Source organism: Variovorax sp. P4_B10 (assembly GCF_056402375.1).
This window is the reverse complement of record NZ_JBFUHN010000053.1, coordinates 1-24,079: the sequence shown is the minus strand read 5'-3', so window position 1 is coordinate 24,079 and position 24,079 is coordinate 1. Positions and strand designations below refer to the sequence as shown.

The window sequence follows — 24,079 nt, the reverse complement described above, 5'->3', positions numbered from 1 at the left end:
TCCTTTACGCAGAGTGTTGGGCGGGCGTGGCGGCGCCGTCGCTGCGGGGCAGCCAGAGGGCGTCGGTGAAATAGCGTTCGCGCAGCATCACGACGAGCAGCGCGCGCTTGTGCGGCAGGTCGAATTCCTTCACCTTGGCGTAGCCGGACTTGTCGAGGTTGCGGATCTGCTGCACGTGGTCGATGCGCGGCTCGCCCACGGCGTGCCGGGTGCGCGGGTCGCACAGGAAGATGTAGTGCGAGATCGAGGTGAGCCACGCGGTGGCGAAGGCCTTGCCGCGGAACGCGGGCTCGCCGATCAGCACGTGCCAGCCGCGGTCGTGGTCGTCCACGTCGTAGAACGGCGCAATGCGGCTCTCCTTGGCCCAGTACATCTCGAAGTAGCCGAAGGGCTCATCGTCGAGGCAGGCGACCATCGAATACATGTGCGGGTCGCGGTCGATGGCCGAGAGGTACCGGCGGTGCTTGTCGAGGTCGCCTTCTTCCTCCCAGATCACGGCCACGTCGGGGTCGTTCATCCAGCGGTTGAACCTTGGCAGGTCGGCCTCGAAGTCGAAGCTGCGGAACGAGAAGGTCTTGCCAAGCCAGGGAATGAAGCGCTGGTAGAGCACGCCGCGCGGCTTGGGCGGGCGCACGGGGTGGCGCTTGCCGTTGGTCAGCGCGTACTGCAGCGCCATGGGCGGGTGCACGGTGGGCAGCCAGAGCGCAGGCTGTTGCCACAGCATGTCGCGGCAGGCGAGGGCCTGGCCGCCGTCGGCCGGCAGCAGCACGCCGGCGCGCACGAGCGCCGCGGCCGGGTGGCTCGGGGCAACGGTGAGGGCCTTGCAGGATGGGTGATGCTCGAATGCGCCTTCGAGCGCCGCCAGCAGATGGGCGGTGGAGGCATCGCTGCCATCGATCCAATCGAGCGTGGCACCCGATGCGCCCTGGCCGATCTTCCAGAGCGAACGCGTGCCGTCCTGCGTGTTGCGCACGCCGAGCGTGTCGCCTTCGCGCGTGATCGCGTGCGGCATGCCGTCCGCATAGGAAACATGGGGGGTGGACGTCATGCGGTTCTTTCGGTGAGCGGTTGCCGTTGCGCTGCAAGCAGGGCCAGGCCCTCGTGGAGGGCGGGGAAGAGGCTGTGGTTGAAGTTGTTCCAGCGCAGCTCGAGGATGGTGTCCCCGGGGTCGATGGTGGTGCGCAGCGCGTCGTGGATCACTTCGCCGGAATCGATGCCGTTGTCGACGTAGTGCAGCGAGGCGCCGGTCTTGAACAGCGGCGTGACCGCCACGCTTTCCATCGTTTCCCAGTTCACGACCTTGCGGCCCTGCGCGCCGTGCAGCGCATCGAGCGTGGCGTAGGCGCCGCGGCGTTCGTAGGGGGACTCGATGCGGGTGAGGCCCGGATGGATGTTGACGATCCTGCGGTGGAACAGCGCACCGGGCCGCACCAGCTCGTCGAGGATCACGAGCAGCCCGTCGAGCACGACGATGTCGGCCTGCAGCGTCAGCAGCTTGTCGAGCAGCGTGCGTTCGAAGCGGCTCTTGCCGGCCACGCGGTCGGACGAGTCCAGCGGCAGCCGCCGGTATTCGGAGGGCACCGAATGGAAGATGTCCGTGAGCGTCTTGCCCTGCGCCTTCAGGCCGGCCGGGAAGATCCATTTCCTGCCGGGCTGGCACGAGAAGCCGTAGTCCTGCAGCGCGGCCTGGTCCCGCGGCGAGCGCGGATCGTCGTCGATCACGATGCCTTCGAGCGAATAGGCATCGCCCAGCGGGGTGTCGTCGAGCGCCCTGGCCAGGTACTCGAGCGGAGAGGTCATGTAGCGCTGCTCTCCCTTGTAGGCGACGTGCTGGCCGGCCTTGTCGGCGGCGGCGTTTCTCAAAGACAGGATGTAGACGAGCTTGGCCTTGGACATATGTGTGGGATGGATGGATAGGAAGAAGACGCAATGGCCTGCGATCTGTTCACGCGAGGCCGCGGTGTTCCGGCGCCAGCGGGCAGGCGTTGCAGTGGTGTTCGTGCGGGAGCAGGTAGTTCAGGCAGCACTCCCGGTGCAGCTTCACGGCATGGTTGCGCTGGCGGCCGTGCAGCGGGTTGGCGCGCAGATCGCTCGGCCACGTCGCGCTGTGCAGGAGCAACTGCCGGTCCTGCGAGATCGACGGTGCTCCGCCGGTCGCTGCCAGCGCCACGTCGAACACCGGCTCCATGAGCCGCACGGTGTTGCTCCAGAGGATCTTGGGCGCGAGCCGCGTGAGGCCGCTCAAGGCCTCGAAGAGCGGCGCGAGGTGCTGCCAGAGCAGCGGTGCATAGCGCTCGGCGGCATCGGCTCCGTGCCGCGGCCGGCCCAGGTGCCGGATGTGAAAGCCCACGGGGCCGCCGTGCGCGTCCAGCCGCACCCAGGTGTGTTCCGCTGCGATGGGGAACACATGCTGCAGCATGCTGGCCGCGGCCATCACGGGCGGGAGCAGCATCGCGATGTATTCGAGGCTCCACGCGGATGCGACGGGGCGCCAGTCCGCGCCGGTGACGCCTCTGAACCGGGCATTGCGTTGCAGCGTGTCGGCGAGCAGCGCCGGGGATTGCGCAWGGTCCGCCACGCGCACCGCACCGGCCGGCACCGTGTCCGCGCATTGCAGCTTCTCGCCGTGCACGGCCAGTTCGCCCTGGAACAGGGGCTCCAGCAGCGGGATCATGCGTCGGCCTTCGGCGGGGTCATCCCTTCAAGACGGATTCGCGCGGCGGCTGTTCATCCGGGCCGCGCTGAACATTGCCGCGGCTCAGCCGTCTAGGCAGTAGGTGGCACGAAGCCACCGGGGCCATGCCGAACGGGCATGGTCGTTCCCAAGCTGTCGCCCCCGGGCGGAAAGAGCCTTTGCATGACAACTACCACCACAGGCAACGGCGCCGAGATCGGGCGCCTGCTGAAACCCTTTCTTCCGTGGATATTGCTGTCCGCGGTCACGGGCATCAGCGCCGGTGCCGCCACGGTCGCGCTGCTCGGCACCATCAACCGGGTGCTGAACCAGCCGGGCGGGCTGGCGGGTGGCCTGCTGCTGACCTTCATCGGCCTGTGCGGCGTGGCGCTGTTCGGGCGCATGGCGTCGGACGTGTCGACCAACTTCGTCGGCCAGCGCCTGGTGGCCCAGGTGCGAAAGAGCCTGGCGCAGAAGATTCTCGCGGCGCCCATCGATGCGCTGGAGCGCTACCGCACGCACCGCCTGATGCCGGTGCTGTCGCAAGACGTGGACATGATCAGCGACGTGGCCTTCGCGCTGTCGGGAATGCTGATCTCGCTCGCCGTGGCGCTGGGCTGCCTGAGCTACCTCGCGTATCTTTCGCCGCCGCTGTTCGGCCTGATGCTGGTGGCGCTGGTGATCGGCATCACGGTGCAGCTGATGGCGCAGATCCGCGGCGAGGCCGGCTTCTGGAAGGCGCGCGAGCAGGAAGACCAGCTGCACAAGGCCTACCGTGCGATCAGCGAAGGCGCGAAGGAACTGCGCATGCACCGCACGCGCCGCACGCGCATGTTCTCGGGGCAGATCGAGCGCATCGTCGACACCATCCGCGTCGTCAACGGGCGCGCGATCAACACCTATGTGATCGCAACGGCCTTCGGCTCGGCACTGTTCTTCCTGCTGATCGCGCTGATCCTGGGCTGGGCGGCGTTCCAGCCGACCGAGCCTGCGGTGCTCAGCGGCTTCGTGCTGGTGCTGCTGTTCCTGAAGGGGCCGCTGGACCAGATCGCGCTCCTCTTGCCCGGCGTGGGCCGCGCCAAGGTCGCCTTCCAGCGCATCGGCGACCTGTCGGCGCGCTTCGCGACGCCGGAGCCGCACCTGCACCTGGAGCGCGCCTCCAACGGCGTGATCCTGAAGAACGAGATCGGCATGCGCGGTGTGCGCTATGCCTTCGATGCGCCCGAAGGCGGCGAGGCCTTCACGCTCGGGCCGATCGACCTGAAGCTGCGCCGCGGCGAGATGGTGTTCGTCGTGGGCGACAACGGCTCGGGCAAGACCACGCTGATCAAGCTGCTGCTGGGCCTCTATGCGCCGCAGTCGGGCGATGTGCTGATCGACGGCTCGGTCGTGAGGCCCGAGGGCCGCGACGACTACCGCCAGCTCTTCACCACGGTGTTCTCCGACTTCTACCTGTTCGAGGACCTCGTGGCCGGCGAAGAGAGCGAGGGCGGCGCGGGCATGGAGGTGCTGCCCGAGACGGCCCTGCCTTACCTGGAGCGTCTGGAGATCGCCCACAAGGTGAGCCTGAAGAACGGCGCGTTCAGCACGACCGACCTCTCGACCGGCCAGCGCAAGCGGCTGGCGCTGGTGCATGCCTACCTCGAAGGCCGTCCGGTGCTGGTGTTCGACGAATGGGCCGCCGACCAGGACCCGACCTTCCGCCATCTCTTCTACACGGAGCTGTTGCCCGAGCTGCGGGCCAAGGGGCACCTGCTGGTCGTGATCTCGCACGACGACCGCTACTTCCACCTGGCCGACCGGGTGATCACTATGCATGCCGGAAAGATCGCGGAAGACAAGGTGCGCGAATCGCGGGAAAGCCTCGCTGCGTGAAGGAGGGGAATGAAAAACAAGACCCGGGTGCCCGACGACCCCGCCTTCAATGTCGCCTGGACGCTCTTCTGCACGCTGCATGACGAGCCTTCGCCGGAACGCGCGGAGAAGCTCATCCGCTGGCTCGGCGTCGACCCCGGGAACATCTGCGCGCTGAACGACGTGCTGACCCTGTGGGCGCTGACCGGCGCTGCGCTGATCAAGCCGGCGCTGGAGGGGGCGCGGCACGAAGGGGGGCGCCTGCAGTGAAAGGCGCTGTTGCGCTACTTTCGCAGGTCGCGCAACTCTGCCGCGATGCCGCCGAGGGCATCCCAGCGTCGCCGTGCTTCCTGGACGGCGGCGGCATGTTCCGCCGATCTGCTGCGCCACCGGGCCAAGGCCAGGCGTGCGGCCACCGCGGCGTCCTGCGGCGCGCTTTCGCTCTCGATGATCAGAGCGAGCGCGCGTTCGATGAGCTTTTCTTCTGGGGCGCTTGCCACGTTGCGGCCGCTCAGGCGAAGTCTTCGGCCAGCTTCGCGTCGAAGCCCGTGCGGTTCGAGACGGTCGTCTGTTCGATCAGTTCCGAACGGAGCCGGGCAAACGCGCGCGAGCAGTCGATGGCCGCGCGCAGCAGGTGCTTGGCCACCGCCATCTCGGTGATGTTCAACTGCCTGGCGATCTCGGCGCGCGTATGTCCGTAGGCGCGAAACAGCAGGAACACTTCGCGCCGGCGTGGCGGCAGCGTCTCCAGCGTTTCGACCACCCGCGCCAGCACCTGCTGCTGCGATGCGATGAATTCGCAGGACGGCACCGTCTGGCRCGAGCCGGCGCTGAAATGCGTGCTGACCCAGTCCTGTGCCACCTTGCGCCGGCGGGCATCGTCCACGCACAGGTTGCGTGCCACGCGGAACAGCAGGGCCCGCGGCGACTCGATGCCGGCACCTTGCGCGCTGCCCGATGCCGCGTCGGTGCGGATGCCGTCGTTCATCTTGAGCGCGTGCGCATACACCCGCTCGAAGCTGGACTGCGCGATGTCCGCCGCGTAGTGGGGGTCCCTCAGGTCGCGCGTCAGCTGCCGGCGCAGGTCCGCATAGTGAGCTACCAGTTCCTGGACGAGGTCGCGCATCCGATCGCCTTCTCGCAAGCATCAACAGTGTTGGTTCCCTGGGCCGGTCACCGGCGCCTGGCGGCGGTGGACTCGGATGATTGAATAAGAATTATTCTTATTGAAGTGTAACCTTAACGGCTTCTGAACAAAGCGGAAAAGGCTCGGGGAACCGCCAACGCGTGCCTGAAAAAGACACTCGACCGGAAAGTGAATATTTCTGTTTGCGTTTTAGGGCGGCAACCGCCCGATGGCGCTCAGCCCCGCTTGGGAATGCCCAGCCCGGTCGCGACGGCCGGTCGCGCCACGAAGGCTTCGAGCGCGCGCGCCACGTTCGGGAAGTCCTGGAAGCCCACCAGGTCGGCTGCTTCATAGAAGCCGATCAGGTTGCGGATCCAGGGGAACGAGGCGATGTCGGCGATGGTGTAGCTGTCGCCCATGATCCAGGCGCGGTCGGCGAGGCGCCTGTCGAGCACGCCGAGCAGGCGCTTCGATTCGGCCACGTAGCGGTCGCGCGGGCGCTTGTCTTCATAGGCCTTGCCGGCGAACTTGTTGAAGAAGCCGAGCTGGCCGAACATCGGCCCGATGCCGCCCATCTGGAACATCACCCACTGGATGGTTTCGTAGCGGCCGGCGGCATCCTGCGGAATGAACTTGCCGGTCTTCTCGGCGAGGTAGAGCAGGATCGCGCCGGACTCGAACAGTGCCAGCGGCTTGCCGCCCGGCCCGTTGGGGTCGAGGATGGCCGGGATCTTGTTGTTCGGGTTGAGCGACATGAACTCCGGCGACATCTGGTCGCCGGTCTCGAAGCTCACGAGGTGCGGCTCGTAGGGCAGGCCGGTTTCCTCCAGCATGATCGACACCTTCACGCCATTGGGCGTCGGCAGCGAATAGAGCTGCACCCGGTCGGGGTGCTGCGCGGGCCACTTCTTCGTGATGGGGAAGGTCGAGAGATTGGTCATGCGGGGGCCTTGGGTGCCGGCATCGGGCGGCGAGAGTTGTAGCTCGCCGGATTCTGCCTTCAACCCTCGACCTGCCGCCGCCGCGGGCCATCAAGCCCGCGCCGCACCGGTTCAGATCCCCAGCCAGCTCATCAGGGACGCCTCGACGTCGGTCGACGGCGCCACGAAGCCGGTGTAGCTCGACGTCGAGAGCGCGCGCTTGCCGGCGTCGGATTGCGCGAGGCCCAGCAGGGCTTCGCGCGCGGCGCTGACGGTGGCCGCCTCGAGCTTGCGCGACGCGAGCCATTGCTTGATCGGAACCGCGCGCGATTCAGCGCAGACCTTGCCGCCGCCCTCCGTCCAGGTCTTGATCACGCCCGCCGCTGCCGTGGCGCCGTAGGCGGCGAATCCGTTCTGCACGTAGAAGGGCACGGCGTCCTGGAAGCGCGTGTTGGTGACCTTGACCGCGGAGCCCTGGAGCCCCTGTTCGCGCAGCATCGCGCGCGTGATCACCGCGGTGATCGAATCGGCGTCGGGCATGACCAGCTGCTTGCCCGCGACGGTCTTCCAGTTGGAGATCGGCTGGGATTCCTTGCACAGGAACGACACCTTGTAGTCGGTGAAGCCCGCCGTCCACGCGAAGGTCTGGTACTGGCCGCCCTTGATGGCTTCGAGGGCTACATGCGAGGGGTGCACGAAGGCCAGGTCGACCTGCTGTTGCCGAAGCGCCTCGCGCGCGCCGTTGTAGGAGTTCAGGACCTTGATGGTCACGGGCTGCTTGAGCGCCTTGCTCAGGACTTCGGCGATCGGTTCGAAGCGGGCCGTGATCTGGCTGTCGGAGACCTGGTAGCTCACGCCTTCGCTCACGCCGATCACGAGCGCATGCGCCGAGGTGCCGGCCGTGAGCAACAGCGCCGCCAGCCCATGGGCAGCCGTGCGAAGCGACAGGGGGAGGGTGCGGGATTCCATCGGGAGCCTTCTTTCGGATTGCCAGTCGAAATTGTTACAACATGTTCGATGACGATCATACAGCGGGCAGACGCTTAGATGCAGGGGAAAGTACTAACAAAACAACACTCGGCGACGGCAACGCGGAGGCCCGGCCGAGGCCGCATCAGCCTTGCCGATAGTGGTTCTGGTGCGCCTGGCGCAGCTCGAACTTCTGGATCTTTCCGGTCGACGTCATCGGCAGCGCCGGCAGAAAGACGATTTCCTTCGGCACCTCGAAGCCGCCCAGATGCGCCTTGCAATGTGCCGTCAGGTCGGCTGCGGACAGTTCTGCCGGTGCGTCGGGCCGGCGCGTGACGAAGGCCGTGATCGCTTCGCCCCAATGCGCGTGCGGGAGGCCGACCACCGCCGCATTGAGCACGGCGGGATGGCGCAGCAGCACCTCTTCGACCTTGAGCGACGGCACGTTCTCGCCGCCCGACTTCACCATGTCCTTCAGCCGGTCGAGAAAGATCAGCTGCCCGTCGTCGTCGAGCTTGCCGAGGTCGCCCGAGTGGTGCCAGCCGAAGCGCTGCACGTTCGCCGTCGCCGCCGGGTCCTTGTAGTAGCCGAGCATCACGTTCGGTCCGCGGAAGACGATCTCGCCGACCTGGTGGGGCCCGAGCAGCTCGCCCTCGTCGCCCATCACGGCGACCTCGTTGACCAGCGTGCCCACGCCCCAGTACGCGCCGAAGCGGCGGCGCTGTTCCTGCACCTCGAAGATGGTGGCGCCGGGGTACATCTCGGTCTGGCCGGAAACCAGCGCGAAGCTGGGGCAGAACTCGTCGAGCAGGCGCAGCAGCAGCGTGCGCGACATCGGCGCCATCGCATACACGCACAGCCGCAGGCTCGACAAGTCGCGCGCGGTGCGCTGCGGGTGGGCCAGCAGCGCGCCGTACATCATCGGCAGGCCGACCATCACGGTGATCCTGTGGCGTTCGATGGCGGCGAGCACCGTGCCAGGCTCGAAACCGCGCAGGATGACGAGCGCGCCGCCCACCGTCAACGCCGACATCAGCACCGTGTGCTGGCCGCAATGGAAGAGCGGCAGCACGCTGCTCCACACGTCGCAGCGCTCGGGGCTGCTGCCCCACTCGACCATGTTGCTCATCAGCACCGAGTGCACCGAGGCGTGCGAATGCATCACGCCTTTCTGCCGGCCCGTGGTGCCGCTGGTGTACATGATGAGCGCGAGCTGTGCGCTGTCGATGTTCACCTCCGGCAGTGTTGCCGGGCCTCGAGAGATCGCCTGCGCAACGGTGGGCAGGCCGTCGGGCGACGTGTCGCCATCGAGCACGCAGAGCAGCGGCGCGATGCCGGCGCCTTGCAGCAGGTCGCGCAGCGCGGGCCTTGCGTGCAGGGCGGTGTCGATCACGATGTGCCGCACCTCGGCGTGCGCAAGGATGTAGCCGATCGCATCGACCGCGAGCGCCGTGTTGATCGGCACCCACACGAGCCCGGCCTTCTGGATGCCCAGCAGCGCGACCACCATCTGGATCGAGTTGTTGCACAGCATGCCGACGCGCTCGCCGCTCGCGAGGCCGAGGCCCAGCAGATGGTGTGCGAAGCGGTTCGACGCGGCATCGAGTTCGCTGAAGGACATGCGGTGCTCGCCCTCGATCAGCGCGGTGCGCGCGCCGAAGCGCCGCGCCGAACGGTGGATCACGTCGCCCAGCGCGATGCGTGCGATGCGCTGGGGCGACAGGTGAGAGGGCGATGTCTCGGGGCGGACTGCGGGCATGGCGGGGTGTCTCCGGTCTTCGTTCGATGTCGTGGCGCAGCCTAAGGCCGGCCGCAACACCGCGTCTTGCGAAGAGTGGCTACACGCGGCGCCCGCCGGTTCAGCGCCGCGTCAGAAGCGCGCCTTGACGAAGGCCGAGGGGCCTTGCAGCCGGACCTTGAGCCGCGAGTCGGCGGAGCCGCTCTCGCGCGTCAGGTCGATGTTGGTCACACCGTAAGCGAGCACCACGCCCAGGTTCTTCACCGGGAACCACTCCACGCCGGCGGAGGCGTTGTAGATGTTGCCGTGGACGCGGCCGCTGCTCTTCCACACGCCCGAAGCGTCGGCAAACAACCGCAGGTCGGGCGTGATGGCATGGCGCACGCCGATCTCGAGCAGCGGCGCGACGGCGTTGTCGCTCGAGCTTTCGCTGAGCGTGCGGACCTGCCCGTTCACTGCGACGAGGGCGTTGGTCCCCAACGTCGCGCGGTAGTAGGCCGCACCGGCGCCCAGGCCGAAAACGGTGGTGCCGGAGCCGATCCACCACTTGTACGAGAGCTTGGCGAAGTCGAGCTTGGTGCTGAGGTTCGCGTTGCCGATCGCGCTCAGGGAGCCGAAACTGCCGAGCGAGGTGCTGCCCGCCACTTGGCTGTCGTAGTCGCGCTTGTAGCGGTAGTAGTCGAACGAAAAGCCCTGGCTGTCGCCGAGCAGCACGTCGGCCGTGATGCGCGGCATCGTCACGCGGCCCGGCTTGATGTCGCGCGACTGCAGCGCGCCGTAGGACGTGCCCACCGACGCGTTGAATTTCGGATCGGCGTTGAAGGCCCCCACCGAGAAACTGAACCGGTCCAGCGCCGGCGAGGGGTCGGCCTGGGCCGGTGCGGTGGCGAAGAGAAAGCCGGTACCGACGAGTGCGCCGAGGGCGCCGAACCTTGCAGTCCAGTCGAACGGGCGGGAGCGGAGCAACAGCATGAAAGAAATCCTTCAGAACGAAAGATGCCTCGGGCACGTGCATGGGCGCAGGATGGCCATGCAACTGCGCGCGATGCCTCCGGGGCCGGAACTCCCTTGGACCCGACCCACCTTAGTGACGCGGTGCCGTGCCTCAATGCGTCGAATGCCGTTGTGCGTGTAGGAATTCTTCGAATGCCGCTCAGGCCCGGGTCGCGCGAAGGCCGCGCTACAGTGCCGCATGCGCAAACACCTCTCCACCACCACGGGTCCGCAGCGTCTTCTCTATGGTGCGGTGGTCGGTGCAGTCGCTGCGCTGCTTCCCTGGTCCGCAGGCGCCATGGTGCGCGGGCTGGCCGGCTGGTGCGCGGGGGTGCTGGTCTACCAGGCGCTTACCTGGTGGCTGGTCGAAACCTTCGATGCGCGCCGCACGCGCGAACGGGCCCAGTTGCTGGACCAGCCCAACGTGGTGATCCTGGTGTCGATGCTGGTGCTGGTCTGCGTGAGCGTGATCGCCATCGCGATGCTGTTGCAACAGGTGAGGCAACTGAGCGGCTGGGAGCGCGCCGGCCACGTCGCGCTCGGCGTGGTGGCGCTGGCGGGCTCGTGGCTGATGATGCACACGATCTACGCATTTCACTATGCACACCGCTACTACATCGACCAGAAGGGAGGCTCGCCCGATGGCGGGCTCGCCTTTCCGGGCAGCGAAGATCCGGACTACTTCGACTTTCTCTACTACTCGTACGTGATCGGCATGACCTCGCAGGTGTCCGATGTGCAGGCGACTTCGCGCGACATGCGGCGCATCACGCTGATCCACAGCGTGCTGGCCTTTGCATTCAACATGCTGATCCTCGCGCTCTCCATCAATGTGGTGGCCGGAGCGATATAGGGCTCGCCCCCAGGCTGCGTGCACTTCGTGTCGCYTCGCCTTCTCCCTGCGGGGGGCGGCAGTGCGCGGCAGCCCCCACGAAAAGAAAAAGGTCAGGCGGTCTTTGGTTTGGGGCCCAGCCTGACGATGCCTGTGGAGAGGGCCACGCCGCAGACGATCACGGCGGCGGACATCAGCATCCACTGCGTGATGTTCTCGCCGAGGAACACCGCGCCGTAGAAGAGGGCGAACACCGGCACCAGGAAGGTCACGGTCAGCGCACGCGCGGGGCCGGCGCGTTCGATCAGCCGGAAGAACAGGATGTACGCCACGCCGGTGCAGGCGATGCCGAGCGCCAGCAGTGCGAGCCAGGCGCGCAGGCTCGGCATCTGTGCGGGCCAGAGCCAGATGGCCGGCAGCGCGAGGAAGAGCGTGGCGCCGATCTGGCTGCCCGTGGCGGTGGCGAGGGGCGGCACGCCGCCCAGGTAGCGGCGCGTGGCGCTGGCCGAGATGCCGTAGCAGAGGCAGGCCGCGAGGCAGGCGATCACCGCCCACAGCGCGGCATGGCTGCTGGCGCCCGAGTGCAGGCCGGCGCTGCGGCTCGCGAGCATCGCCACGCCGGCGAAGCCGATGACCAAGCCGACGATGCGCGAGCCGTTCGGCCGTTCGCGGAACCRGGCCCAGGCCACCAGCGCGCCGAACATCGGTACGGTGGCGTTGATCACGGCGGCGAGGCCGGAGTTGATGGTCAGCAGCGCGAAGCAGAAGAGCGCGAACGGCATACCCGAATTGAAGACGCCGACCCCGAAGGTTGTCTTCCAGTGCTTCGCAATGGCCGGTCCCTGTCCCCGCAGCAGCGCAATCGGCAGCAGGAACAGCGCGGCAATGGCCACCCGCACCGCGGCCGTCGGCAGCGCGCCGAATTCGGCCGCGCCGATGCGCATGAAAAGAAAGGATGCGCCCCAGAGCGCGCCCAGCAACACGAGGTCGATGAGCCAGGGCTTGGCGGTGCTGGTCGCGATGTTGTTCTGCGTTGTCGTGGTCATGCGTCTCTCGGTTTATTTATCTTGCGCCCTCTAGCTCCAGGAGCGCTGTCTTGCGATGAAGCCCGCCAGCGTAACCGGTCAGCGAACCGTCCGCGCCGAGCACGYGGTGGCAGGGCACGATCACGCTGATCGGATTGCGCCCGACCGCCGCGCCCACCGCGCGCACCGCGGCTGGGTTGCCCACGTTCACGCTCAGCGCGCCGTAGGTCAGGGTCTTGCCCGCCGGAATGGCGAGCAGCGCCTGCCACACGCTCTGCTGGAAGGCGGTGCCGTGCGACAGGTCGAGCGGCACGTCGAAGTCGTTGCGCTTGCCCGCGAAGTAGTCGCGCAGTTGCGTGCCGGCTTCGACCAGCGCAGGGTGGTCGTCCCTGGCGATCCAGCCCGTGGTGTCGGGCCAGTGGCGCTGCTGGTCGAACCAGACGCCGGCCAGGCCCTGGTCGGTGGCCGCCATCGTGAGGCCGCCGAGCGGCGTGTCGATGTGCGAGGTGTAGATGACTTTGCTCTTGAACTTCATGACATTTCAGGCTGCGACGCCTGCCGTTGTGATGTTGGAGGGTTCCGTCGCCGCTTCCGCCGCTGCGGCCGCCGCGGGAGAAGAAGGGGCGTGCCATGCGCGCAGCACCGCATAGCTGCGCCACGGGCGCCATGCCTGCGACGCCTCGCTGGCCGCGCGCGCGGTGGTCACGCCCAGTGCCTTCTGCAGCGCGACGTCGCCGGCCGGGAAGGCGTCGGGCCATCGCAATGCGCGCATCGCGATGTACTGCGCGGTCCAGGCGCCGATGCCGGGGAGTTCCTGCAGCGCGGCAATGGTCGAGGGCACGTCGGCGCCCGCATGCAGCGCCAGCTTGCCGGACGCGACCTCTCGGGCGATGGCCTGCAGCGCGGCCTGCCGCTGCCGCACGATGCCGAGCTGCCCGAGGGCATCGCCGCTCGCCGCCGCCAGCGCCGCGGGCGTGGGAAACAGCCGGCCCAGGCCTTCGATCGGGGTGGCGAGGTCTTCGCCGAAAGCCTCGACCAGCCGCGAGCCCAGCGTGCGTGCCGCGGCCACCGTGATCTGCTGGCCCAGCACCGCGCGCACCGCGAGTTCGAAGCCGTCGACCGTGCCGGGCACGCGCAGGCCGTCGCCGTGCGGAAAGGCCGCATGCAGCGCCGCGTTGATGGCCATCGGCTCGGCGTCGAGGTCGAGCATGGCACGTGCGCGGCTGATCACGATCGGCAGCACGGCCGCCAGCGAGTCGCTGACCGACAGCAGCATCTGTTCGCGCTCGATGTCGAAGCGCAGTTGCAGCCAGCCGGCATGTGTGCGTCCGCCCTGGTGCACGCGCAGCGTTCGGGCCAGGCGCACGAAGGTCGGCGTGCTGCCCTTGGCAGGCTCCTTGCCGTCGGCCGTCGAGACGGTCTCGATGCCGCGCAGGGCGCGCCGGGCAAAGAAGCCGAGCATCGCGTTCACGTCATAGGGCGGGCGGAAGCCCAATCGCACCTCGATCGCCTTTCCTGCGCCACCCTCGGTGCCGCCCGCGCGCCGCAGTGCGCTCGGGTTGAGGCCGTAGTGCTCGACGAAGGCGGCATTGAAGCGGCGCACGCTCGCGAAGCCGCTGGCCAGCGCCACCTGCGTCATCGGCAGCCGCGTGTCGGCGATCAGCTGCTTGGCGGCCAGCAGCCGGCGCGTCTGCAGGTACTGAAGCGGGGAGACGCCGAACTGCGCCTCGAAGATGCGCCGCAGGTGGCGGTCGCTCACGCCGAGGCGTGCCGCGATCTGTGCCGCGCCCGGACCGTCTTCGGACCACGCATCGGGCTCGTCGATCAACCGTGCGGCCTGCAGCGCGAGGATGCGCGAGGCGTCTTCGGTCGACCAGCTGGCCGCGCGCGGCGCCAGCTCGGGCCGGCAGCGCAGGCAGGGACGGAAACCTTCGGCCTCGGCCTGTGCCGCGTGGCGGAAGAACCGGCAGTTCTCGCGCCGCGGCAGCTTGACGCGGCACACCGGCCGGCAATAGATGCCGGTGGAGGTCACGGCGGTGAAGAACGACCCGTCGAAGCGCGCATCGTGCGTCTTCATCGCCAGGTAGCAGGCGTCGCTCTCGAGCGCTTCGGTGGGGACGTGTGGGGTAGGCATGGACAAATGATACGGTTTCGACTCGTTTCAACTGGCCGTTTTCGGACATGTGGGCACATGGAGCGTTGCCTACAATGCCCCGTTCCAAAAACCAACAGGGAAACGCCTCTCATGCAGCTCAGCGCGTCGATCTTCAAGGCCTATGACATCCGGGGCGTCGTGCCCGTCACCCTCGACGCCGAGGTGGCGGAAGCGCTCGGCCGGGCATTCGGCAGCGCCGCACGCGCCGCCGGCGAAAAGACCGTGGCCGTGGGCCGCGACGGCCGGCTGTCGGGCCCCGCACTGGTCGAGGCGCTGATCGCGGGCCTGGTGGCCACCGGCGTCGAGGTGATCGACGTAGGGGCCGTGACCACCCCGATGCTCTATTTCGCAGCCCACACGCTGTGTGCGAGCGGCATCCAGGTCACGGGCAGCCACAACCCCAAGGACTACAACGGCTTCAAGATGGTGCTGGCCGGCCGCGCGATCTACGGCGACGAGATCCAGGGCCTGCGCAAGACCATGGAAGCGGGTACCGCCCAGCTCGCCCCGGGCGGCAGCGTGCGCAAGGTCGACGTGACCGATGCCTACGTGAAGCGCATCGCCGGCGACATCAAGCTGGCACGCCCGATGAAGATCGTGGTCGATTCCGGCAACGGCATCGCGGGCGCCACCGCGCCGGCCATCTTCCGCGCCATCGGCTGCGAGGTGACGGAGCTGTTCAGCGAGGTCGACGGCGACTTCCCCAACCACCACCCCGATCCGAGCAAGCCCGAGAACCTCAAGGACCTGATGGCCGCGCTGGCCCAGGGCGATGCCGAACTGGGCCTGGCCTTCGACGGCGACGGCGACCGCCTGGGCATCGTCACCAAGGACGGCCAGAACATCTTCCCCGACCGCCAGATGCAGCTCTTCGCGCAGGACGTGCTGTCGCGCGTACCGGGCGGCACCATCGTCTACGACGTGAAGTGCTCGCAGCGCCTGGCCCCGGCCATCGAGGCCGCGGGCGGCAAGCCGATGATCTACAAGACCGGCCATTCGCTGATCAAGGCGAAGATGAAGGAGATCGACTCCCCGCTCGGCGGCGAGATGAGCGGCCACATCTTCTTCAAGGAGCGCTGGTTCGGCTTCGACGACGGCACCTACGCGGGCTGCCGCCTGCTCGAGATCCTGAGCAAGAGCCCGAACGCGAGCGACGTGCTCAATGCGCTGCCCACCAGCTTCTCGACACCCGAACTCAACGTCGCCTGTGCCGAGGGCGAGCCGCATGCGGTGGTCGACAAGCTCGTCGAGAGTGCGCGCTTCGCGGCGCCCGCCAAGGTCTCGACCATCGACGGCCTGCGCGTGGACTGGCCCGATGGCTTCGGCCTGATCCGCGCCTCCAACACCACGCCTGTGCTGGTGCTGCGCTTCGAAGGCCAGACCGATGCGGCGCTCCAGCGCATCGAGACCGAAATGCTCGCGCTGCTGAGGACGGTGAAGCCCGACGCAAAACTGGCCGAAGCCGCCCACTGAGCCTGTGCGTTCTCTCCTGCTGCGCCTCTATGGCGTCTTCACCACTGCTGTGCAACCGCTGGTCCGCCGCAAGCTGCGGCGCCGCGCGGAGGCCGAGCCGGGCTATGGCGTGGCCGTCGAGGAGCGCTTCGGCCACTACGACGAAGCCACCACCGGCCAGGCCCAGTGCTGGGTGCACGCCGTGTCGCTCGGCGAGACGCGTGCGGCCGCGATCCTGATCGCCGAGCTGCGGCGGCAGTACCCGGGCATCCCGATCCTGCTGAYGCACGGCACCGCCACCGGCCGCGAGGAGGGCGCCAAGCTGCTCGAGCCCGGCGACACGCAGGTCTGGCAGCCCTGGGACACGCCGGGTGCCGTGGCGCGCTTTCTGGACAAGTTCGAGCCGCGCATCGGTGTCCTGATGGAAACCGAGGTCTGGCCCGAAATGGCCGCGGCCTGCGCCGAGCGCCGCATCCCGCTGGTGCTGGCCAACGCACGGCTCAACGAGAAATCGCTCGCGTCGGCGGAACGGCTGGCATGGCTCGCACGGCCCGCATACTCGGCCCTCACGGCCGTGTGGGCGCAGACCGAGGCCGACGCGCACCGGCTGGTGTCGCTCGGCGCCAAGGTGGCCGGGATCTACGGCAACCTCAAGTTCGACGCGACGCCCGACGCGCGGCAGCTGACCGCGGCGGCGTCGCTGCGCGAGCGCCTGCCGCGGCCCATGGTCGTGCTCGCGAGCTCGCGCGATGGCGAAGAGCGGATGCTGCTCGACGTGCTCAAGCGCTTCGGCGCGACCTCGCCGGTGCCGCCCGAGCAGGGCGCGATCCGGTCGATCGCCAAGCGTGTGCACGACGTGCAGTGGATGATCGTGCCGCGCCATCCGCAACGCTTCGACGAAGTGGCGGCGCTGATCGAATCGCAAGGCTTCGCGGTGGCGCGCCGCAGCGCCGCGGGCCAGCCGTCCGACGCCGAGATCTGGCTCGGCGATTCGCTCGGGGAAATGGCGCTGTACTACGGCCTGGCCGACGTCGCGCTGCTGGGCGGCAGCTTCGAGCCGCTGGGCGGACAGAACCTCATCGAGCCGGCTGCGTGCGGGTGCCCGGTGGTCATGGGGCCGTCGACCTTCAACTTCGCCGAGGCGGCGCAGTTGTCGCTGGCAGCCGGAGCCTCGCTGCGCGTCGAGGGCATGGAGCAGGCGGTGACGGCGGCRCTCAGGCTGGTCGAGAACGCAGAGCGGCGTGCGGCGATGGCGCAGGCGGCGCTGGCGTTCTCGTCGTCGAACCGCGGCGCGGCCGAACGCACGGCAGCCGCGGTGCTGGCCATTGCGCAGGCCGCCGAGCCCGTGACGACGGATGGCGTGCCCCTGGACGAACCCAGGGCGGAACCCACGCTCGATTGAGCCGCGGGCTCAGCGCGCGCGGATTCAGCGGACCGGCGGATTCAGGATCACCGGCGGCGGCGGTGCCGAAGGCATCGTGGGCGGCGTCGGATTGAAGGGCTGCACCGGCACCGGCGGCACCACCGGAATGCTGGGCGGCGTCACCGTCGAGGAAGAAGGGCGGTCCCGGTCTGCCGGCGAGGCCGCAGGCACGGCCGGCGTGCTGCCGCTGCTCGCCAGCGTGGCATTGATCGCGTTCATGTCCGCGGTCGTCAGCGTGCCGTTGGCCTGGCGCAGCTTCAGATTGCCCAGCAGCACGTTGTAGCGTGCCTGCGCGAGGTCGCGCTTGGTCTGGAACAGCTGGCTCTGCGAGTTGAGCACGTCGATGTTGATGCGCACACCCACCTGGTAGCCGAGCTTGTTGGCATCGAGCGCGCTCTGGCTCGAGGCTTCGGCCGCTTCCAGCGCCTTGACCTGGCCTGCGCCCGACACCAGCCCGAGGTAGGCCGCGCGCGTGGCCTGGGCCACGCTGCGCCGGGTGCCGTCGAGCACGCTGCGCGACTGTTCTTCGAGCGCCAGCGTTTCCTTGATGCGGTTCTCGGTGGCGAAGCCGGCGAAGAGCGGCAGGTTGAAGGTCACGCCGATCGTGGTGGCGTTGACGCGCGTGCCCACGGTGCTGGTGCTGGTGCCCGTCGGATTGCGCGTGACGTTGTAGCCGAGGTTGGCATCGAGCGTGGGCTTGTGGCCGGCCTGCGCCTTCTTGACTTCGAGCCCCGCCACGTCGAGGCCGAGCCGGGCCTGCTGGATCGCGGGATGCACGTCATCGGCCTGCGAGACCCAGGCATTGATGTCCGCTGGCATGGCCGCGGGCAGCACCACGGGCACGGCCAGCGGCACCGGCACGCTGCCGGGGCGGCCGACGAGCTGGTCGAGCACGATCTTCTTCACCTGCAGGTCGTTCTCGGCCGCGATCTCCTGCGCGATCACCAGGTCGTAGCGGGCCTGGGCTTCGCGCGAGTCGGTGATGGTGGAGGTGCCGACCTCGAAGTTGCGCTTGGCCGATGCCAGCTGTTCGGCCACGGCGACCTTCTGCGCGCGCACCAGCGCCAGGCTGTCCTGGCTGGCGAGCACGTCGAAATACGCCTGGCTGACACGCACGATCAGGTCCTGCTCGGCGATGGTGAGCACCGCCTGCGCAATGTCCGCCTGGCGCTTGCCCTGCTCGTAGGTGGCCCAGTTGGCGGGCCGGTAGAGCGGCTGCGTGGCGTTGATGCCGACGTTCTGCGTGTTGAAGTCGCGCGAGGCGCTCGTGCCCCGGCCGGAGCCGGTGAGGGTGTCGATGTCGAGGTCGCTGCGCGACACGCCGGCTGTGAGTCCCACGGCAGGCAGGATGCCGGCCTTGGCCTGCGCGGCGCGCGCGACGTTCGCGTCGTACTGGGCCCGCGCGCCCTGGTAGGTGGCGTCGTAGCCGCGGGCGGAGTCGTAGAGTTCGTTCAGTGTCTGGCCCTGGGCCGGCAGTGCGAGCATGGTCGCAATAACGCTTGCGAGTGCTGCGGAAAGTGGCAGAAGCCGGGGCCGTGGAGGCATTGAACGTCCTTGAAGAAAAATCAGTAGCGCGGGACCGAAGGGTCGTGCTGTGACCAGGCGTCGATGCCGCCCGCCACATTGGCGAGCTGGTCAAAGCCGTTCTGGCTCAGGAAGGCGGCCACGCGCTGGCTGCGCGCGCCGTGGTGGCAGAGGCAGGCAATGCGCTGGACCTCACCCAATTTCGCGAGTTCGGCGACGCGCGCCGGGATCTCGTTCATCGGGATCGCGACCAGCGTGAAGCCTGCGGGCGCGACGCTCGCCGTCTGCAGCTCCCAGGGCTCGCGCACGTCGAGCAGCACGGGGGCCGCGTCGGCGTCCTGCGCAAACCAGGCGGCGAGGTCGGCGGGGCGGACTTGGTCGATCATTCGGTGGACCGTCCGCTCAGAACGAGAAGCGCGAAGGCTCGGGGAAGTTCAGCAGGCGCGGTGCCACCGTGTCCCAGGGCTGGATGGTTTCCCACTTGCTTTCGCTCAAGCGGGTGACGAAATGGGCGCGCATCATCGGCTCCTCGCCCACGATCGCCGAGAGGCGGCCGCCGACCTTGAGCGAACCCAGCAGGTTCTGCGGAATGCGGGCGACCGAGCCGCTGAGCACGATCACGTCGAAGCTCGGGCCGCTGGCGAGCGGCACGGCGCCGTCGGCGTGGCGCACTTCGACATTGCCCACGCCGTTCTGGCGCAGCGTCTCGGCGGCGCGGGCGGCCAGCACGGGGTTGATTTCGAGCGACAGCACCTGGGCGGCGCGGGCGCCGAGCAGGGCGGCCATGAAGCCCGAACCGGTGCCGATCTCGAGCACGGATTCGTGCTTCTGGATGTGCAGGTCCTGCAGCGTGCGGGCCTCGACCTTGGGCGAGAGCATGAACTCGCCGGGCACGGCGCCGTCGAGCAGCGGCAGTTCCATGTCGAAAAACGAGAGCGTGCGGTGCGCTTCCGGCACGTAGTCTTCGCGGTGGATGGTGGCCAGCAGGTCGAGGATGTCCAGGTCCAGCACATCCCAGGGGCGGATCTGCTGTTCGATCATGTTGAAGCGCAAGCGCTCGAGGGTGGGGGTGGGGTTCATGGCGTGGCTTTCCTTGTGGGCTCAGGACAAACCTTCAATTTTAGGTGGCCCGGATGACGCCAGCGGCCCGGTCGGCCCTGTAAAAGACTTCATGCCTTGTCTCCGGGGCGCACGCTGAGCCCGTAGAGCACCGTTTCGGCCTGGGTCGCGAGGAATTTCTCGGGGTCGAGGGAGCCCACACCGTCGACGCAGACCATGGCCGAGTGCTTCCAGAGCATCAGGAAGATCATGGGCGCGACCACCGAATAGATGGCGTGGTCGATGTCGACCGGCGCGAACTCGCCGCGGTCGATGCCGCGCTGCAGGATGCGCCGCAGCAGCTCGTGGCCGGGGCGCACCACCTCGCTGCGGTAGAACTCCGCCAACTCGGGAAAGTTGGCGCCCTCGCTCATCATGAGCTTGGTCAGGCCCGAGGCCTTGGTCATGCCGACGCGCTCCCACCAGACGTTCATGCAGTAGCGCAGCATCTCGGCGGTGGTGCCCTCGAAGGCCTCGAACTCGGCGTTCCACTCGGTGAAACGGCCGCCGAGGTTCTCGACCACCACGGCCTTGAACAGCTCTTCCTTGCTCGGAAAGTAGAGAAAGAGGGTGCCCTTGGAGACGCCGGCGCGCGCCGCCACTTCCTCGGAACGGGTGGCGGCAAAGCCTTTTTCCACGAACAGGTCGAGCGCGGCCGCCAGCAGCTCGCCGGGACGCGCCTCTTTCCGGCGTTCGCGCTTGGAGCGCACCGGGCAGATCTTGTCGACAAAGGAACGGGGCGTGGGCATGAGGTTAATGACTCGCGGGTTAGTAATGTAGTGAGCGGCATCCGTCACGTCAAGCCGCGACAATATCGGGTTCGCCTTTTTCCAACCCGCCGGAGCAGCGCCCATGTCTTCTTCACCGTCGCCCACCGAAACCATCGTGCTTGGCGGGGGCTGCTTCTGGTGCACCGAAGCGGTTTTCGACCGCGTGCAGGGTGTGCTGGACGTGGAGTCGGGTTATTGCAACGGCCAGGTGGTCAACCCGACCTATGAGCAGGTCTGCACCGGCCGCACCGGCCACGCCGAGGTCGTCAAGCTGGAATTCGACCCCGCACAGATCAGCCTGCGCGAGATCCTCGAAATTTTCTTCGTCGTGCACGACCCCACGACGCTCAACCGCCAGGGCAACGACGCCGGCACCCAGTACCGCAGCGGCATCTACTGGACGAACGACGCCCAGAAGCAGGTGGCCGAGGCGGTCATCCGCGAGATCGAGGCCAGCAAGACCTACAGTTCGCCCGTCGTGACCGAAGTGGCGCAGCTCGCCAATTACTCGACGGCCGAGGCCTACCACCAGGACTATTTCCTGAACAACCCGAACCAGGGCTACTGCGCGTTCGTCGTCGGCCCCAAGGTCGAGAAGTTCCAGAAGACCTTCGCCTCCCGCCTCAAGGCCTGACCGGCCGGCCCTCCGCTCCGTGCACCTCGCCCTTCGCCAAGCCCCGATCCGTTCGACCCGCGCGCTCGTCTTCGCGCTGGTGGTCGCGCTGTGGCTCGCGGGAACGCTGGGCCTGATGCACCGCTCGCTGCACGTTCCCGGGCTCCCGGCCGCGGCGGCAACCGCTGTCCAGGCGGACCACGGCGTCCGCGCGCATGCGGGCCATCACGGCCTGGTCAGCCTGTTCGGCGACCACACCAATGCCGAGTGCCGGCTGTACGACCAGCTCTCGCACGGTTCGAGCGCACCCGGCGTGCCGCTGGTGGTGCTGCCGATGCTGCTGCCGTCGGCCACCTTCGCCTATCTGCAGGGCGAAGTCGTCGCCCGCTGGGTTGCGCTGTTCGACGCGCGCGGCCCGCCTTCCACTCGCTGAATCCCCCGTGTTCCGGTTGCTGCACCTGCCTTGCGCGGGTGACGGCTTGCCGTCCATTGATTCAACGAGTGTTCAACATGATTCCCAATTTCCGTCGCAACGCCATCGGCGTTGCCGTTCTTCTTTCGCTCGCCGCCTTCGCGAGCACGTCACAGGCGCAGACCCCGGATGCGGCCCAGACCCCAGCTGCCGATACCGGCAGCCTGCCCGCCATCACCGTCACCGGCAATCCGCTCGGCACCAACGACCTGATCGCGCCGACCACCACGCTGTCGGGCGACAAGCTCCTGATGCGCTCCGAATCGACGCTCGGCGAAACGCTCAACAACATGCCCGGCGTGAGCAGCAGCTACTTCGGCCCCAACGCAAGCCGGCCGATCATCCGCGGGCAGGACGGCGACCGCATCCGCATCCTGCAGAACGGCGGCGGCGCGCCCGACGCCTCGGCGCTGAGCTACGACCATGCGGTGCCGGTCGACGCGCTGGTCACCGATCGCATCGAGGTGCTGCGCGGCCCCTCGGCGCTGCAGTACGGCGGCAGCGCCGTGGGCGGCGTGGTCAACGTGATCGACAACCGCATCCCGACCGAGCCGATCAACGGCTTCGGCGGCCGCGCCGACCTGGGCTTTTCCTCCGGCAGCAAGGAGAAGAGCGGCGGCGTGGTGCTCGAAGGCGGCAACGACCGCTTCGCGCTGCATGTCGACGCCTTCAACCGCGACTCGAAGGATGTCTCGGTGCCGATCGACCTCGATTGCAGCAAGCCCGGCTCGCCGTGGCGCGCGCGCAAGATCTGCAATTCGGCCAACGAGGCCAACGGCGGCGCGGTCGGCGGCACGCTGTTCTTCGACCAGGGCTGGATCGGCGCCTCGGCCAGCACCTACCGCAGCAACTACGGCACCGTGGCCGAAGACGACGTGACCATCCGCATGAAGTCCGACCGCTATGCGCTCGAAGGCGAGTGGCGTCCGGGCGGCATTGTCAGCAGCGTCCACGCCAAGCTCAGCCACACCAACTACCGCCACACCGAGTTCGAAGGCGGGGAGGCCGGCACCACCTTCTCGAACATGAGCAACGACCTGCGCATCGAGGCCCGTCACCAGAAGATCGGCAACTTCGAAGGCCTGGTCGGCTTCAGCAGCGAGAGCAACCGCTTCGCCGCCGATGGCGAGGAGGCCTTTGCGCCGCACAGCCGCACGCGCTCCAACGCGCTCTTCCTGTACGAAGAGTACGGCACCTCCTGGGGCAAGCTGAGCTTCGGCGCGCGCACCGAGAAGGTCCGGATCCGTTCGCTGGGCTATCCCGACGATCCGACCGTCACGCGCTTTGCCATCGGCGAGCGCACGTTCAACCCGCACAGCGCGGCGCTGGGTGCGCTGGTCAACCTGACGCCGCAATGGCAACTGACCTCGAACCTCGCCTACACCGAGCGCGCGCCGAAGGACTACGAGCTGCTCGCCAACGGCCCGCACGTGGCGACGGCCGCCTGGGAAGTGGGCGACCCCAACCTGAAGAAGGAGAAGTCGACCGGCCTCGACCTCGGCGCGCAATGGAAGTCGGGCGCCAACACGGCCCGCGTGAACGCCTATGTCACGCGCTTCAGCAACTACATCGGCCTGACGGCCTCGGGCCGCACGCTCGACGAGGAAGGCCAGGTGGTGACCGACCCCGCGGCGACCGACACGCTGGCCGAATACCTCTACAGCGGCGTGCGTGCGCGCTTCACGGGCATCGAGGCCAGCGGCAACCTGCGCCTGCTGGGCACCGACGGCTTCGCGCGGATGACCGATGCCTCGACGCTCGACCTCGAATGGCGTGGCGACGTCGTGCGCGCGAAGAACCTCGACACCGGCGAGCCGCTGCCGCGCATCGCGCCGTTCCGCACGGGCGCGACGCTGGTCTACGGCAACGGCCCGTGGAGTGCGCGTTTCGGCTTCGACTACAACGCGGCACAGCGCCATGTGCCGAGCGTGGGGGCCCGCGAGACCGACGCCTACACGCTGTGGAACGCAGCGATTTCCTACCGCATGAAGGTGCAGCAGGCCAACCTCACCTGGTATGCGCGCATCGACAACATCACGAACAAGCTGGCCTACAGCCCGACGTCGATCCTGACGACGACGGTGTACCCGAACGCGCCGTTGCCGGGGCGTTCGCTGAAGGTCGGGTTGCGTGTGACGTTCTGATCCTGCGTTTTTCCTTGCCGGGGGCAGGTGGTTGGAGTTGGGGCGCGATCCCGCCGACGGTGTGCTCTGCTCCGCGAATGTCCCCCGGCGCGGCCTAGGGCCGCAGGCCTCCTCCTTTATTTCGCTGCGCAGAGCACACCATCGGCGTGATCGCTCAGAGCACTGGTTGATCGGCCGCAAACCAGCAGCGTGCCCTCGTGCACAGGGCACCGGGTGCTCCCCGCAGCGAAACAAAGGAGGTGGGGCGGAAGCCGAAGCGGGGGACATTCGCGGAGGGGAGTACCCGGTGTCCTGTGC

At 68.1% G+C, this 24,079-nt stretch carries 24 protein-coding genes; 8 read left to right on the top strand and 16 right to left on the bottom strand.

Going from position 1 to position 24,079, the window contains the following annotated elements; genetic code table 11:
• Window positions 1–4 precede the first annotated feature (4 nt).
• Genes AC1DXX_RS22555 through fhuF form a run of 3 tightly spaced genes read right to left on the bottom strand, consistent with a single transcriptional unit; the run spans window position 5 to window position 2,674 of the window.
• Window positions 5–1,048 carry a GNAT family N-acetyltransferase gene (locus AC1DXX_RS22555; protein ID WP_478136445.1) on the bottom strand — a complete coding sequence of 348 codons (1,044 nt, stop codon included), beginning with the start codon at window positions 1,046–1,048 and terminating at the stop codon, window positions 5–7.
• Window positions 1,045–1,896: a formyltransferase family protein gene (locus AC1DXX_RS22550; protein ID WP_478136444.1), complete on the bottom strand. Its 852-nt coding sequence runs from the start codon at window positions 1,894–1,896 to the stop codon at window positions 1,045–1,047. Before AC1DXX_RS22550 ends, AC1DXX_RS22555 begins: the two co-directional genes overlap by 4 nt.
• 49 nt (window positions 1,897–1,945) lie before the next feature.
• The gene (fhuF, locus tag AC1DXX_RS22545; protein ID WP_478136443.1) at window positions 1,946–2,674 is read right to left on the bottom strand and encodes a siderophore-iron reductase FhuF; all 729 of its coding nucleotides are present in this window, start codon (window positions 2,672–2,674) and stop codon (window positions 1,946–1,948) included.
• 183 nt (window positions 2,675–2,857) lie between these two features.
• Here fhuF and AC1DXX_RS22540 point away from each other — a divergent pair, with 183 nt between their 5' ends.
• Window positions 2,858–4,549 carry a cyclic peptide export ABC transporter gene (locus AC1DXX_RS22540; protein WP_478136442.1) on the top strand — a complete coding sequence of 564 codons (1,692 nt, stop codon included), beginning with the start codon at window positions 2,858–2,860 and terminating at the stop codon, window positions 4,547–4,549.
• Between the two features lie 9 nt (window positions 4,550–4,558).
• Window positions 4,559–4,798 carry a hypothetical protein gene (locus AC1DXX_RS22535; protein WP_478136441.1) on the top strand — a complete coding sequence of 80 codons (240 nt, stop codon included), beginning with the start codon at window positions 4,559–4,561 and terminating at the stop codon, window positions 4,796–4,798.
• Between the two features lie 14 nt (window positions 4,799–4,812).
• Here AC1DXX_RS22535 and AC1DXX_RS22530 read toward each other — a convergent pair whose 3' ends face one another.
• From AC1DXX_RS22530 to AC1DXX_RS22505, 6 genes are all read right to left on the bottom strand, one after another.
• The gene (locus AC1DXX_RS22530; RefSeq protein ID WP_478136440.1) at window positions 4,813–5,028 is read right to left on the bottom strand and encodes an iron dicitrate transport regulator FecR; all 216 of its coding nucleotides are present in this window, start codon (window positions 5,026–5,028) and stop codon (window positions 4,813–4,815) included.
• Between the two features lie 11 nt (window positions 5,029–5,039).
• Window positions 5,040–5,654 (bottom strand): RNA polymerase sigma factor, encoded by a 615-nt coding sequence (locus AC1DXX_RS22525; RefSeq protein ID WP_478136439.1) that lies wholly within the window; start codon window positions 5,652–5,654, stop codon window positions 5,040–5,042.
• A 236-nt stretch (window positions 5,655–5,890) separates the two neighbouring features.
• On the bottom strand, window positions 5,891–6,595 hold the full coding sequence (locus tag AC1DXX_RS22520) for a glutathione S-transferase N-terminal domain-containing protein (protein WP_478136438.1): 705 nt from the start codon (window positions 6,593–6,595) through the stop codon (window positions 5,891–5,893).
• Window positions 6,596–6,706: 111 nt separating this feature from the next.
• Entirely contained in the window at window positions 6,707–7,543 is an 837-nt protein-coding gene (locus AC1DXX_RS22515; protein ID WP_478136437.1) for a phosphate/phosphite/phosphonate ABC transporter substrate-binding protein, read from the bottom strand.
• A gap of 145 nt (window positions 7,544–7,688) precedes the next feature.
• Window positions 7,689–9,302 (bottom strand): class I adenylate-forming enzyme family protein, encoded by a 1,614-nt coding sequence (locus AC1DXX_RS22510; protein ID WP_478136436.1) that lies wholly within the window; start codon window positions 9,300–9,302, stop codon window positions 7,689–7,691.
• 111 nt (window positions 9,303–9,413) lie between these two features.
• On the bottom strand, window positions 9,414–10,253 hold the full coding sequence (locus tag AC1DXX_RS22505; RefSeq protein ID WP_478136435.1) for a hypothetical protein: 840 nt from the start codon (window positions 10,251–10,253) through the stop codon (window positions 9,414–9,416).
• Window positions 10,254–10,473: 220 nt separating this feature from the next.
• On the opposite strand from AC1DXX_RS22505, the gene AC1DXX_RS22500 reads away from it, so the two are divergent.
• Window positions 10,474–11,127, top strand: a complete 654-nt coding sequence (locus AC1DXX_RS22500) for a DUF1345 domain-containing protein (protein ID WP_478136434.1) — start codon at window positions 10,474–10,476, stop codon at window positions 11,125–11,127.
• A 92-nt stretch (window positions 11,128–11,219) separates the two neighbouring features.
• Here AC1DXX_RS22500 and AC1DXX_RS22495 read toward each other — a convergent pair whose 3' ends face one another.
• Genes AC1DXX_RS22495 through AC1DXX_RS22485 form a run of 3 tightly spaced genes read right to left on the bottom strand, consistent with a single transcriptional unit; the run spans window position 11,220 to window position 14,265 of the window.
• Window positions 11,220–12,152: a DMT family transporter gene (locus tag AC1DXX_RS22495; RefSeq protein ID WP_478136433.1), complete on the bottom strand. Its 933-nt coding sequence runs from the start codon at window positions 12,150–12,152 to the stop codon at window positions 11,220–11,222.
• 16 nt (window positions 12,153–12,168) lie between these two features.
• Window positions 12,169–12,666, bottom strand: a complete 498-nt coding sequence (locus AC1DXX_RS22490) for a methylated-DNA--[protein]-cysteine S-methyltransferase (protein ID WP_478136432.1) — start codon at window positions 12,664–12,666, stop codon at window positions 12,169–12,171.
• 6 nt (window positions 12,667–12,672) lie between these two features.
• On the bottom strand, window positions 12,673–14,265 hold the full coding sequence (locus AC1DXX_RS22485; RefSeq protein WP_478136431.1) for a DNA-3-methyladenine glycosylase 2 family protein: 1,593 nt from the start codon (window positions 14,263–14,265) through the stop codon (window positions 12,673–12,675).
• Between the two features lie 111 nt (window positions 14,266–14,376).
• Here AC1DXX_RS22485 and AC1DXX_RS22480 point away from each other — a divergent pair, with 111 nt between their 5' ends.
• Complete coding sequence (locus AC1DXX_RS22480) at window positions 14,377–15,759, top strand: phosphomannomutase/phosphoglucomutase (RefSeq protein WP_478136430.1); 1,383 nt, start codon at window positions 14,377–14,379, stop codon at window positions 15,757–15,759.
• Between the two features lie 4 nt (window positions 15,760–15,763).
• Window positions 15,764–17,140, top strand: coding sequence for a 3-deoxy-D-manno-octulosonic acid transferase (locus AC1DXX_RS22475; RefSeq protein WP_478136429.1), 1,377 nt, complete (start codon window positions 15,764–15,766; stop codon window positions 17,138–17,140).
• Window positions 17,141–17,164: 24 nt separating this feature from the next.
• Here the strand turns inward: AC1DXX_RS22475 and AC1DXX_RS22470 are convergent, their stop codons facing one another.
• From AC1DXX_RS22470 to AC1DXX_RS22455, 4 genes are all read right to left on the bottom strand, one after another.
• Window positions 17,165–18,706, bottom strand: coding sequence for a TolC family outer membrane protein (locus AC1DXX_RS22470; protein WP_478136428.1), 1,542 nt, complete (start codon window positions 18,704–18,706; stop codon window positions 17,165–17,167).
• 20 nt (window positions 18,707–18,726) lie between these two features.
• Window positions 18,727–19,071, bottom strand: coding sequence for a rhodanese-like domain-containing protein (locus tag AC1DXX_RS22465; RefSeq protein WP_478136427.1), 345 nt, complete (start codon window positions 19,069–19,071; stop codon window positions 18,727–18,729).
• A gap of 16 nt (window positions 19,072–19,087) precedes the next feature.
• A complete protein-coding gene (locus AC1DXX_RS22460) occupies window positions 19,088–19,765 on the bottom strand; it encodes a protein-L-isoaspartate O-methyltransferase family protein (protein WP_478136426.1) in 678 nt (225 codons plus the stop codon).
• 89 nt (window positions 19,766–19,854) lie between these two features.
• Window positions 19,855–20,532 carry a TetR/AcrR family transcriptional regulator gene (locus AC1DXX_RS22455; protein WP_478136425.1) on the bottom strand — a complete coding sequence of 226 codons (678 nt, stop codon included), beginning with the start codon at window positions 20,530–20,532 and terminating at the stop codon, window positions 19,855–19,857.
• A 103-nt stretch (window positions 20,533–20,635) separates the two neighbouring features.
• Between AC1DXX_RS22455 and msrA the strand changes: the two genes are divergently transcribed.
• The 3 genes from msrA to AC1DXX_RS22440 all read left to right on the top strand — a co-directional run bounded on the left by msrA (window position 20,636) and on the right by AC1DXX_RS22440 (window position 23,782).
• Window positions 20,636–21,187, top strand: a complete 552-nt coding sequence (gene msrA / locus AC1DXX_RS22450) for a peptide-methionine (S)-S-oxide reductase MsrA (RefSeq protein WP_478136424.1) — start codon at window positions 20,636–20,638, stop codon at window positions 21,185–21,187.
• Between the two features lie 19 nt (window positions 21,188–21,206).
• A complete protein-coding gene (locus AC1DXX_RS22445) occupies window positions 21,207–21,599 on the top strand; it encodes a hypothetical protein (RefSeq protein ID WP_478136423.1) in 393 nt (130 codons plus the stop codon).
• Between the two features lie 77 nt (window positions 21,600–21,676).
• Window positions 21,677–23,782 carry a TonB-dependent receptor gene (locus tag AC1DXX_RS22440; protein WP_478136422.1) on the top strand — a complete coding sequence of 702 codons (2,106 nt, stop codon included), beginning with the start codon at window positions 21,677–21,679 and terminating at the stop codon, window positions 23,780–23,782.
• Window positions 23,783–24,079 lie beyond the last annotated feature (297 nt).